The organism is Agarivorans litoreus, from assembly GCF_019649015.1.
In the GTDB taxonomy this organism is placed as follows: domain Bacteria; phylum Pseudomonadota; class Gammaproteobacteria; order Enterobacterales; family Celerinatantimonadaceae; genus Agarivorans; species Agarivorans litoreus.
Genome location: NZ_BLPI01000001.1, coordinates 1,922,780 through 1,935,670, shown reverse-complemented (window position 1 = coordinate 1,935,670; position 12,891 = coordinate 1,922,780). Strand labels below are relative to the sequence as shown.

The following is a 12,891-nucleotide window of genomic DNA, read 5'->3' as shown; positions in this document are numbered from 1 at the left end:
AGCGATAAGAGCTTAGTTATCTAGCGCGTCGGTGGCTACTTTATAGCTTGGGTCTTCAATTAAGTTAACTTCTACCGCACTTCCTGCTTTGGTTAGTAGTTTACGACACTCTGGGCTAAGGTGCTTTAGGTGAAGAGTTTTACCTGCTTTTTCATAGCGTTCTGCTAAGGTATCAATCGCTTCAATGGCTGAGTGATCACTTACCCGAGACTTAGCAAAATCAATCACCACATCTTTAGGATCGTTAGCTGGGTTGAACAGCTCTAAGAAGTTAGCGGTTGAGCCAAAAAACAAGGGGCCATCTAACTCGTAAACTTTATGGTCGTCATCAACGCTCGAGGTTGTTACGTAAATGTGCTTGGCATGGTTCCATGCAAATACCAACGCAGAGACGATTACACCAATGACTACTGCTACCGCTAAGTCGGTAAATACGGTAACTACAGATACCAACACAATCACAAAGAAGTCAGCTTTTGGCACTTTGTTAATCATGCGCAGGCTAGCCCATTCAAAAGTGCCTAGCACAACCATGAACATGACACCGACTAAAGCGGCAAGAGGAATCATTTCTATCAGTGAAGAACCAAATAGAATGAAGCCCAATAGGGCCAAGGCAGCGGTGATGCCCGATAAACGGCCACGACCTCCAGAGCGAATGTTAATCATGCTCTGACCAATCATCGCACAACCGCCCATACCACCAAAGAAGCCAGTGGTTACGTTAGCCACTCCTTGGCCTATACATTCTTTGTTACCGTGTCCACGGGTGCCGGTCATCTCATCAACGACTGTTAGTGTAAGTAGCGATTCAATTAAGCCAATAGCCGCCAGCACGATGGCATAAGGAAAGATGATTTGCAGGGTTTCAAGATTAAAAGGTACGCTTGGAATGGAGAAACTAGGTAAGCCGCCAGCAATAGTTGCGTTAGCGTCACCGGTCATACCGCGGACAAAATCTACCACAGTGCGAGTATCTAGGTTTAATACTTGCACTGCTACGGTCACACCTACAATCGCAACCAGTGAGGCTGGGATTGCACTGGTAAGTTTAGGCAAAAAGTGAATGACCGCCATGGTTATGGCCACTAAACCTAGCATGATCCAAAGTTGGCTGCCTTGCATCCATTCTAGTTCGCCAAAGGCATTTGGCACTTTAAATTGACCAAGTTGGGCTAAGAAAATCACAATTGCTAAGCCGTTAACAAAGCCTAGCATGACCGGGTGTGGCACCATGCGGATAAACTTACCCAAATGGAAGACTCCGGCCAAAACCTGCAAAATCCCCATGAGCACCACGGTGGCAAATAAATACTCCACGCCGTGGTCAGCAACCAAGGCAACCATTACTACCGCTAATGCGCCAGTGGCGCCTGAAATCATACCAGGACGCCCGCCAATTACAGCGGTAATTAAACCCACCATAAACGCTGCATATAAACCCACTAGCGGTTCTACGCCAGCAACAAAGGCAAAGGCAACCGCTTCAGGGACTAAGGCTAGTGCAACTGTTAAACCGGAGAGTAAGTCATTCTTGACTGTCGCTCCCCGAAATTTAGGAAATTCAAACATGTTCTTAGGATCCAATAAAGAACGAAAGGAAATGGGGCGGGAGTCTAGCACTTTATGTGATTCAGTTCAAAAAAACATCAGTTTTTGTTTGGTTTTTTTTAGCTAAGTTTGGGGCTTAAGCCCTTGTTAAACTTGAGTTGCGTCTTTAACTAGTTCATCCTTTAGCGAGATAATGCAAAGGAGTGAAATGAATCATGAGCGGGCAGAAAAACACGCCTAAGTGGCAAGCGCTTTTCCAGCAAAGTAAAGCGTTTGCGCTTTTCTTGTTTGAGCGGATTAAACAAGAAAAACTGACCATGATCGCCGGCTCATTAGCTTACGTTACTTTGCTGTCTTTGGTCCCTTTGGTGGCAGTAACATTTTCTATGATTAGTGCCTTTCCGGTGTTTTCAGGCTTTCAAACCTTAATCGAAGATTTTGTGTTTAGTAATTTTGTGCCTGCCTCTGGCGAGGTGGTGAAACAAAGTTTACGTGGCTTTGTTGAAAACGCCTCAAAAATGACCGCAGTAGGTATTGCGGCCCTGGCTGTTATTGCCCTGATGTTGATTTCGGCGATAGATAATAGCCTTAATATGATTTGGCGGGTTAAGGAAAAACGTCGCTGGCGCAGTGCTTTTCCTATGTATTGGATGATTCTAACTTTGGGTCCCTTGTTAATGGGCGGCAGCTTGGCATTGAGTTCTTACATCTTCTCAGCACAGTTGTTCGACCATGAAACCTTGATAGGTATTTGGAATAAACTGCTACGTATGGTGCCGTTACTATTTTCTATCGGGGCATTTTGTTTGCTTTATTTACTAGTGCCAAATAAGTCGATTCGCTTTGTGCATGGATTAAGTGGTGCAGTAGTGGCAGCCTTGTTATTTGAGCTGGGCAAACGCGGTTTCGCTTTCTATGTGGCCTCATTCCCTTCTTACCAAGTTATTTATGGCGCGATAGCCACTATCCCCATTCTGTTTGTTTGGGTGTATGTGAGTTGGATTGTGGTGTTAATTGGTGCTGAAATTACTGCCGCACTGGGCGAGTTTAGCGAGGCTCAACAACGGGAAGAGGGCAGCAGTACCATCGAGGAGTCTGAATGATTGCATTAATTCAACGGGTGACACAAGCCAGCGTGTGTGTGTCTGATCAAACTATTGGTGAAATAGGCCCCGGTTTATTGGTATTACTTGGAGTAGAGCAAGGAGACGACCAAACCAAAGCCACCAAGCTTTGTGAGAAAGTGATTAAGTACCGCATTTTTGCTGATCAACACGGTAAAACAAATCTTAACGTACAGCAGGCCGGTGGTAGTTTGTTGGTGGTATCGCAATTCACATTAGTTGCCGATACCGATAAAGGTTTGCGTCCAGGTTTTTCCAAAGGCGCGAGTCCCGAGCAGGCAAAATATCTTTATGAGTACTTTGTTAGTGCATGTCGAGAGCGTGGAATGGCCACCGAAACAGGTGAGTTTGCCGCCGATATGCAAGTATCTTTGGTTAATGACGGGCCAATGACATTTTGGTTGCAGTTTTAATTTTCATCAACAAAATCGAAACTTTGCGGCGGCTCACATATCAGATTTGCTGCCTGTAAAGGCAATTGACACAAATGACTTTAATCGGTCATATTAAGAGAAAGCGCTTTCACGGGTGGACTTAAAATCTGATCGTGCCCAGATAGGTTTCATGTGATAGCGCTTACAAATGCAGAGAGGCTAAAGTAACAATGGCAACAATCAAGGAAGTCTCTGATCTAGCGGGTGTTTCACAGGCAACCGTATCCAGAGTAATGAACGGTAACAACAAGGTTTCCGATGTTAATCGCGAGCGAGTGATGGCCGCGATGGATAAATTGGGTTACCAACCGAACTCTTTTGCGCAAGCTCTGGCTACCAACCGTTCTTACAGTGTAGGAATTGTAGTTGGTACTTTATCTGGCCCATTTTTTGGCCCCATGATGCACAGCATTGAATCGGTATTGCGAAAAGAAGGTCAGCACCTTATTGCCACTAGTGGGCATGACAATATTGAGCAAGAACGTGAAGCTATTCGTTTTCTTAACTCACGACGGGTAGATGCCATTTTGCTGGTGGTTCAAGCCATGAGTGATGATGAGTTGATTGAGTTGTGCTCTCGCAACTCCAATGTGTTTGTATTAAACCGTTATGTGCCTGAATTAGCGCACCGCTGTATTTATTTGAACAATGAGTTAGGTGGATATTTGGCCACCAAACATTTAATTGATTTAGGCCATACACGTATCGCATCGATTACTGGTCCTTTAGTGCACTTTGATGCACGAGAGCGTCTGCAAGGTTATCGCAATGCACTTAGTGAAGCTGGCTTAGAGTACGATCCTCAGCTTATTGTTGAAGGTTTGTACCAAGAAGATGGTGGTACCAAAGCGGCGGCTAAGTTGTTTCAACGTGGTATCGATTTTACTGGGGTGGTGTGTGGTAACGATAACATCGCTATTAGTGTTTATGACATTTTGTCGCGCGATAACGAATCACCGGCTGAGCGTATCTCGGTGGTGGGCTACGATGACATGTTCTATTCACGTTATTTGCGACCTAAGCTCACCACCATTCGCTTCCCCATTGAGGAAATGGGCACCATTGCCGCCAATATGGTGCTGCAAAATTTAGCCGATAAAAATTTAGTAAATGGTGTGCAGTTAGAGCCCTCGCTTATTGTGCGTGAGTCTACCGCCCCTCCTGTTAGTTAAGCTTATCAACATGTAAGGAGTTGAATGTGAAATATCCCACCCATCATTAAACGACTCCTTGCTTGGTGTTAGCTATATGCTTTCTCGTAAGTTTATAGCTAACGTCGATCTCCAGTGAAAACTGGTCGTCTTTAAATCCAAAAAATATCAGTAATATGTGACCCATTGGGCGCAGTTAGAGGTTGTTGTATGTCTTTTGATTTTCCAATGTCGTCCCCATTTCGCCGTAGTGATTTCATTTTTGGAGTCGCGACAGCTGCCTTTCAAATTGAAGGCGCTAACCAAGAAGATGAGCGTTGCGAATCTATATGGGATCGCTTTTGTGCCACTCCAGGAAAAGTCGCCAACGGGGATGATGGCACCATAGCTTGTGATCACTACCACCGCTGGGAAGAAGATCTGGAGATGATTGCAGAGTTAGGTGTTGATGCTTATCGCTTATCGATAGCTTGGCCGCGGATTATGCCGGTAGAAGGCCAGGTAAATGATAAGGGTATCGCATTTTACCAACAGTTAATTGCTAAGCTTAATCAGTTAGGCATTAAGCCCTTTGTTACCTTGTATCACTGGGATTTGCCACAATATCTCGAAGATAGAGGTGGCTGGTTGAGTCGTGAAACTGCATATAAATTCGCCGAATTTGCCGACATCATGACCAAAGCACTTGGTGATTCAGTATATAGTTATGCAACCTTTAATGAACCTTTGTGTAGTGCATTTTTAGGTTATCGTTTTGGCCAACATGCGCCGGGTTTAACTGAAGATAAGTTTGGCTTTCAGGCTGCCCACCATATTCTTTTGGCACATGGTTTAGCTCTGCCAAAGATGCGTCAAAATGCTCCAAAATCTGAGCATGGCATCGTTCTTAATTTTACGCCCGCTTATCCAGCAGATCCGAATAATGCTGCAGATGTGTTGGCTGCCGACTTTGATGAACAGCAAGGTATTCATTGGTTTTTACAGCCAATCATCGAAGGGCAATACCCAGAAGCTATTCGCCAGCAGCAACCACTCTGGTGGCCAACTATTCTGCCGGGTGATTTAGCGCTAATAAAACAACCCATCGACTTTTTAGGCATCAATTACTATACCCGCCATGTGATTAAAGCCACCGAAAATGGTCCCAAACATGTCACTCTAGAGGGCGTTGAGCGCACTGATATGGGATGGGAAGTCTGTCCGCAGGCTTTAACGGAGCTACTCACCAAGCTAGATGAACGTTACTCACTACCGCCTATTTTTATTACTGAAAATGGTATGGCAGGGGCAGATACCCTAGAAGACGGCAAGGTGATTGATCAGCAGCGCTGCGATTACTATCAATCGCATTTAAATGCAGTTGCTGATGCAATGGAACAAGGTGTTGAACTTAAAGGTTATTTTGCTTGGAGCTTAATGGACAACTTCGAGTGGGCCTTTGGTTACGAAAAGCGTTTTGGTATCGTTTATGTCGATTACGATACCCAGCAACGAGTACCAAAGCAAAGTGCTACTTACTTTCAGCAGTTTCTAAAACAACGCGCAGGAGCATAATTATGGCATCACTGTCATTTAAAGATCTTCGTAAGAGCTACGGTAAAGTCGAAATCGTTAAAGGTTTCGACATAGAGATGAGTGATGGTGAATTTGTTGTATTACTCGGTGCGTCGGGTTGTGGTAAATCAACCATCTTAAGGATGGTGGCCGGCTTGGAAACCATCACTTCGGGTCAAATTAAAATGGGCGATAAGTGCCTGAATGATGTTGACCCGAAAGATCGCGATTTAGCGATGGTGTTTCAAAGCTACGCGCTTTACCCACATATGACGGTGTACGAAAACATTGCATTTGCACTTAAGGTTCAAGGGGTTAAGAAAGAAGAGATTAAGAAGTCGGTAGAGTGGGCTGCCGAGATGCTGCAGCTAACGGATTACCTTAATCGCAAACCTAAGCAGCTGTCGGGTGGTCAACGCCAGCGAGTTGCTATGGGGCGCGCCATGGTACGCACACCTAAGCTATTTTTGTTTGATGAGCCACTGTCTAACCTAGACGCTAAATTGCGTGGCAAAATGCGTGCAGAAATAAAGGATATGCACAATAAGTTGGGTGTAACCACTTTGTACGTGACTCACGACCAGGTAGAAGCAATGACCCTTGCTGATCGCATTGTGATAATGAACAAAGGGATTACTGCACAAATTGGCACGCCTTATGAAGTATTTACTCAACCTAAAAACCAGTTTGTTGCTGGCTTTATCGGTTCTCCGTCGATGAATATGATCCCAGCTAAGGCCAAGCAGGTGCAAGGTGAGTGGTTTTTGGAGTTAGCAGGCCAAGAGATTAAAGCTCCTGAGAAGTTTGTTGGGAAGTTGCAAGAAGGCCAAGCGCTAACCTTGGGCATTCGCCCTAACGATATTCATTTGCACGAAAAGCAGCTTGAGCCTAGCCATGTGATTGCCGCTAAAGCTACTTTCACAGATAGTGAATTATTGGGCGCAACTATGCATGTTAAAGCGGAGTTTGGTGGGCAAAATATTATTATTGAAGCACCCGCAGAGCACGGTGATTTACCTGGTGCATTAGATATTTTCTTAGATGCCACCTTTGTACACTTGTTTGACGGTGAAACTCAAGAGTCTTTAGCTCAGCCTTAATATTCTCTAAGCAACGATACACAAAATAGAAAAGCCAGCATTGCGCTGGCTTTTTGTGTTTGTTGCGAGGCTTAGCCTAGCACTACTTCTACTTGATGTTCACCATCGTTAAATACCGGAAGCACCTTACCGCTAATTGCTTCACCGTTAACTTTAATGCTTGCTACGCCTGAGCTAACACCTTGAGGGTTACTCACCGTGATATTGTACTGGGCGCCACGGTAGCGACGTTTCACGCTAAAGCTTGGCCAAGCTTTTGGAATACATGGGTCAACTTCTAGGCCTACCAGAGTAGGTTTAATACCTAGTATGTATTGGGTTCCCGCCACGTAAGTCCAAGCTGAGGTGCCAGATAACCAAGCATTGCGCCCCATACCAAATTGTTTGTGCTCTGCACCTAATATGTTTTGTGGGTAACAGTAAGGTTCTGATTGGAACACATCCAAGTTGTCGTTATGGAAAGCCGGGTTAATTTGGTTGTAGTATTCAAATGCTCGGTCACCGTTGCCAGCAATGGTTTCTGCCATCATTACCCAAGGGTTAGAGTGCAGGAAAATGCCGCCATTTTCTTTTGCTCCCGGTGGGTAAGTACTTACCCCACCAAGCTGAGGATCAAAGCCGTTGTAGCCAGGGCCCGATAACATAATGCCGTACTTGGTATTGAGTTTGTGATTTACAGCATCTAGGCCTGCCAGCATTCGGTCGCCTTCGGCAAAACCTGAAATAACCGGCCAAGATTGTCCGTTGGTATACAAGCTACCATGCTGATTTTTATGAGAACCAATCGGCTCGCCTTCGTTGGTAAAGTAGCGTACCCACCATTCACCATCCCAAGCATGTTGGTTCACCCGTTGCTTCATTTCTTGGTAGTAGCCGTTAAGCAGCTCTAAGTTTGCTTTATCATCGATGGCTGACGCAATGTCGATTAGCTCTTTTAAGGCTTTACCAAATAGGTTGGCTACAAATAAAGATTCTGCGCCACTTGGTAAGTTAACCGTATCGTTCCAATCGGCAAACCCTAATAGAGGCAGGCCATGCTCACCAATATTATTCCAAGTAAAATCAATGGATTTTAGTAGGTGCTCGTAAACACTACCTTGGCTGCGGTCGGCCAGCTCTAGGGTTTTGCTGTAGTAAGTAATGGGTTTGTTTAAGAATGCTAAATCACCAGTTTCTTTTAAGTATTGCGCAACGGTAAGCACGATCCATAAGTGGTCATCACCATAGTAATCTGGGCAATCAGGCTCTTCACGTGAATCACCTTCGTTGGCTTCCATAGTGAGCGGGAAGTACTGGTGCATGGCAGAGCCATTTTCTAGCTGCACCGACAGCAAGCGCTCGGCAAACTCGCGTGCTTCTTGCGGCATGTGCGCCATTACCCCAATTAAGTCTTGCGAGGAGTCACGGAAACCAATACCACGAGCACCATAACCTAGCTGGTAAAGCGACAAGTAGCGAGACCAGTTTTTGGTGGTATGGCATTGACGTGGATTGTGCACGTTTAGCATAGAGTTCATGGCGTTGTCTGGGGTGTTTACTTGCATGACATCAAGGTAGTTTTCCCAGAAACCGCTTAGCTCGGCAAAGGCTTGGTCAACGGCTTGTTCATTGCGGTATAAAGCAATGTCCGCTTCGGCCTCTTGCAAGCTAGGTACTTGGCCAAGTTGAGTGATTACTCGCTCTGTTTGCCCTGGTGCCAGTTCGCCCAGCTTAACCAACAATGCGCCCACGTTATCGCCGCGGTCACACTCAGAATTACTTAAGCTTTCTTCCTGTAACGACAAGGGCTTAGACCAAGAACCAAACTCGTTATCGCCTAAAAATACGCGTCGGTCGCCTTCCCATGAATCTACCGGGCGGTTACAGCTTAGGTAGTTCACCGCGCTATCACGTTTCATAAAGGCGTACTGCTCTAACACTACATGGCCGCTATCTTCAGCGTGAGCCTTCAGGGTCATGGTTTGTGGAACCCAGTCGGCGTTAACTAGCTGCTTTAATGCATCGAAGTGGGTGAATTCATACACCGGCGCTACATCAACTGCTTGTGTTTGCTGGCTAATGTTAGTCACCTTAATATCTTGCAATAAGGTGTTAGAGCCTTGTGGTACAAAGATTTTCACATCAATTTGTAGACCTTGTGCTTCCACAACCCAGCGGGTGTACGACAAACCTACTCGGCATTCAAACTTGTCTAAGGCTTCTAAACAGGGCGTATAAAACGGAGAAAATAGCTGGTAGCCCTGCTCAGTTTTACGACGTATGTAAATGGTTGAGCCTTTGAACTCAGACTGAGGCAGCTGAGCAATATACTTGGTGATACGGTTTAACGCCGGATCTTGCTTACATACTACGGTGCCACCAGTGGTATCAATTAAGCCACCAAAGTCTAAAGTTCCTACGTAGTTCGCCCATTTTATCGGCGTTTTTGGCGTAGTTAGAACGTATTCTTTGTTTTGGTCATCGAAGTAACCGTATTGCTTGTTCATATTTACCTCAAATTATTAGGCTGAATGCTGTTCTGATTTGGCTGTTGAGCTAACCAAAGGCAGTGAAAAGATCATCCCAGGGCGGAAGTAGCGACCAGCGGTGTACTTCAATCCGGTATGGTGAAGGGCGTAAAACAGCGTTTGGCTGTCTAACTGAAAGTGTTGACACACAGCGGCACTGCGCAGCTTAAATTCGCTGAGCTGGCGTGGAATATCGGCGGCGATTCGGCCATCTTCATAAAGTAAACCTAGCTCGATAAGCGCTTTGCTAAGCTCGGCTGCTGCGGGCTCATCTAGCTGGGCAAACTGCTTGGCGTCAAAGCGGCAACTGGCGTTAAAGCCCTCTGGTGCCGCAAAAGGAACGCGTGCGTCATGGTACAAATTTCGGTAGCAGGCGCTAAGTAAATCCGCCGCTTGCTGTTGCATGCCTAAGGCAGCCATGGCGTTGACCAAAGAGTATTGCACCCCAATCCACACATCGTGAGCTTGAAAATTATCCCACTCTTTAGTTTCGCCGCTGCGGCTAACTAAATTGGCTGCTCCTACTCGCGCGCTGTTTATTTGGTAGTTGTGTTTATAAACGTACTCTAAGGCGCGGCGTTGTTGTTGCTCGCTAGAAACTGCAGGCAATTGCAACATCCGGCAGTAGCTATCGGCCAATAACTGGTCGGCAAAGCTGTCGTCACTGTCTAGGCTTAGCTTATCTAACCATGAGGGTTGCCAAAAATCGCCCAAGGCAACTAGCGCTAATTTACGAAGTTGGCGGCATAATTTTGGATTTTCGGCGTCAATAGGCCAAGTTTGGCTGCTATGGTGCTTAGCCCACAAGCGCTCAACGCTTGTTGTAAGCTCACCAAGTTCTAACAGTTCAGGAGTAGATAACCAGCGGTTAAGCGCTTCCACCAGTTCCACAGAGCAGCTGTTTTGTTTTAGCTTTAACTGCTGAGCAAATGGGCAGTTGCGTAAGCTGGTGATCAGTTGCTCGCGCCGTTTTTCTGTTACGTCACCAATTTGCAAAGGCGTAACATAAAAGTGGAAGTAGCCGGCTTTTTCATCCCATAAACTGGCCTGAAATTGCTTACGAGCGCGACTGGCAAGGTAGCGGTATTCTTGTGGAATACTGGCTTTGTTTAGCAGTTCTGCAATGCAGGCGTAAGCTTCTAAGCTGGCTATCCACAAAGAACCGCAATATACCGAAATACCGTGCGAAGACAGGTTATCAAAGGTGTCGTCGGTACCACGGGTTAATGGGAAACATTGCCCAGGCTCAACCATTGCTTGTAGGTAATGCATGGCTGCTTGGCAAGCTTCCCAGCAATCTTGCAGCAAAGCCTTATCGCCGTGAAAGCGGTAATGGCGCAACAGCATTAAGATGTATTTGGGGGCTAAATCTTTCCACTCTTTAACGTTGTGCCAATCATAGGCATCGGGTTTAGCATCAAAGGGGCTGCCGAGATCATGAATCACCGCGCCGCGCACTGCGCGAGGACCTTCGGTTTTGCTATTGGGTAGGTCTGCATGCGGCAGGCCTACATACTCGTGGTGGCGACGAACAATGCTGTTCTCCGCTAAAACAGCCTGTGAGAAGTGGCGCATTACTGCCCCATCTAAGCGTGGGAAGCACTGTAACAGCGAGAATGAACCGTAAAAGTAAACATCTAAGGAATTGAAAAATGGATAGTCAGCACACTCTCGTACTAAGAATCGATCTTGTTCATCCCACACTGTAGCTTCAGCCAAAAAAGACAAGGTGTTTAGCGCTAGCGTGCGGGTTTCGGCCTTGCCGCTGGTGGACATGGGTAGCGTATCCAAGCATGCATCGGGCATTAATTGTTGATTAACCGTCGCTAGGGCTGCTTGCACTTGAGGTTCTATTTCAATGGCGTGCTTACAAATGGCTAAGGCGCGGCCTTGCGACTCTGGGTAGAACTGGCGGTATTTTTTCTGGCTGCTTAAGCCGGGTAATTGAATATGCGGGAAGTCGAGAACCAGCGAGAATAAGATCTCAACACTTTCGCCTGGGGCTAGCTCACCGCTAACACACAAGGCGCTCGAGCTTAGTTCGCGCCCGCTATAAATGCCACGGTCAACCGCCTGTGCAAAGCGTCCACTGGCGAGTGCTCCAGCAATCTGTTGGGCACTGGTGTTGCTATAAAAATAAGGTTTTGCACTTACGCAACACTGCGTTGGCGCCGATACCGAGATACAGCTTTGGCCATCAAAGTCCACGCCAGGGCTGGCTTTACCGCTCATTTCTATGGCGCAGTGATGGCTGCTTTCAGTTTGCCAGCTGGTGGCATGGGCTTGCTGAGCATTGGCTGCTCTTACCAAACTACATGCCGCATCTTGAACCCCGGGGCGCTGTTTTATTGCTTGAAAACCAGAAAGATTTTCTAGGCATCTTACTAGGCTAAAGCTTTGGCGCTGGTCGCTGGTGTTGTGTAATACCACTCGGGTATAACTTACTGGTAACGCTGCCCAATCTTCATGATTAGGAATAACCGGACTGTAGTGATACTTACTCACCTGAATTGCTTGCTGGCCGCTAAACTGTTGTTTAGCCACTGGATAAAGAGCGCTGTAATCTATTTGCTCGCAAGGCCAAGCCGCTACACCGTTATATTGCGGGGACTCCCAGTCGCCAATTAAGGCCTGCTGTGATTGCTGCTGCAGGCCTAGGGCACCATCGTAAAAATCTAATAGCCAGCTTATGTTTAGCTGAGTAGGCCGCTGAGCGCTTGCAATCAGTTGTTGAGTCTTGCTGGATAGCTCGACCTGCCAGCGCTCTAAGTTTGCAGCATTCCACTGATAGAACTCTGGTTCACTAAGTAGCTGCTGGAGTGTTGCAAGTTGCGCATCTACACTCATGTCTACTGTAAATAACGGTGCTTGCTCAGCCTTGCTTAGCGGAAAGAATTTTTGCTTTTGTTGGAAATCGCTGAGGTTAACAATAAGCAGCTGTTGCTGGTCGGCCGGAGTTTGGCTTAAGTAGAAGTCTTCTAAACGCAGGCTATCACGCTGTTGGTCGCTTAAATGCAGGCCGGGCAGTATATGTAATAGCGGCGTTGTACCCGCTGGGGTAAAGGTATAAGCACTGCCAATGCCACCTAAAGCAATTCCTGTATCTGCTGGAGTCGTACTTAAAGGTACGTACCAAGGTTGAATAAACTCATCCGCTAACCCTGGGCTCATCAAGTCGTTTACTTGGCCGTGATAACTGGATTGTGCGGTATAACGATGCAACATTGATTTAACCTCTTAAAATACCTAGATGTGTAAGCGCTTTCACATGGCATGTTAACAGTTGCAGTTTGCTTGTTTAGCGCCTCAATTCGAAAAAGTGATCGGCTTCAATAAAAGATTTCGTAATAGGAAAGCTATGAAAGAAGCCGTCATTTTTTGTTAGTTTATATCGATTATTTATGTTCTATGGTTGGCTATGAGCCATATAGATTAGGGGATTTGGGACTTGTTCTGTTAAATGAACTTGG

8 protein-coding genes are annotated in these 12,891 nt (G+C 46.2%); 5 read left to right on the top strand and 3 right to left on the bottom strand.

The window, feature by feature from the left end; genetic code table 11:
- Positions 1–12: 12 nt before the first annotated feature.
- Entirely contained in the window at positions 13–1,572 is a 1,560-nt protein-coding gene (locus K5L93_RS08930) for a SulP family inorganic anion transporter (protein ID WP_220719405.1), read from the bottom strand.
- A gap of 194 nt (positions 1,573–1,766) precedes the next feature.
- Between K5L93_RS08930 and K5L93_RS08925 the strand changes: the two genes are divergently transcribed.
- From K5L93_RS08925 to K5L93_RS08905, 5 genes are all read left to right on the top strand, one after another.
- Positions 1,767–2,654: a virulence factor BrkB family protein gene (locus tag K5L93_RS08925; protein WP_220719403.1), complete on the top strand. Its 888-nt coding sequence runs from the start codon at positions 1,767–1,769 to the stop codon at positions 2,652–2,654.
- A complete protein-coding gene (gene dtd, locus K5L93_RS08920; RefSeq protein WP_220719401.1) occupies positions 2,651–3,088 on the top strand; it encodes a D-aminoacyl-tRNA deacylase in 438 nt (145 codons plus the stop codon). The genes K5L93_RS08925 and dtd overlap by 4 nt, the downstream gene beginning before the upstream one ends.
- A 191-nt stretch (positions 3,089–3,279) precedes the next feature.
- Positions 3,280–4,281, top strand: coding sequence for a LacI family DNA-binding transcriptional regulator (locus K5L93_RS08915; RefSeq protein WP_220719399.1), 1,002 nt, complete (start codon positions 3,280–3,282; stop codon positions 4,279–4,281).
- Between the two features lie 189 nt (positions 4,282–4,470).
- The gene (locus tag K5L93_RS08910) at positions 4,471–5,814 is read left to right on the top strand and encodes a GH1 family beta-glucosidase (RefSeq protein WP_220719397.1); all 1,344 of its coding nucleotides are present in this window, start codon (positions 4,471–4,473) and stop codon (positions 5,812–5,814) included.
- Between the two features lie 2 nt (positions 5,815–5,816).
- Entirely contained in the window at positions 5,817–6,914 is a 1,098-nt protein-coding gene (locus K5L93_RS08905; protein ID WP_220719396.1) for an ABC transporter ATP-binding protein, read from the top strand.
- 71 nt (positions 6,915–6,985) lie between these two features.
- Here the strand turns inward: K5L93_RS08905 and K5L93_RS08900 are convergent, their stop codons facing one another.
- Both K5L93_RS08900 and K5L93_RS08895 read right to left on the bottom strand, forming a co-directional pair.
- Positions 6,986–9,400: a glycoside hydrolase family 94 protein gene (locus K5L93_RS08900; protein ID WP_220719394.1), complete on the bottom strand. Its 2,415-nt coding sequence runs from the start codon at positions 9,398–9,400 to the stop codon at positions 6,986–6,988.
- A 15-nt stretch (positions 9,401–9,415) separates the two neighbouring features.
- Positions 9,416–12,646, bottom strand: a complete 3,231-nt coding sequence (locus K5L93_RS08895; protein WP_220719392.1) for a GH116 family glycosyl hydrolase — start codon at positions 12,644–12,646, stop codon at positions 9,416–9,418.
- Positions 12,647–12,891 lie beyond the last annotated feature (245 nt).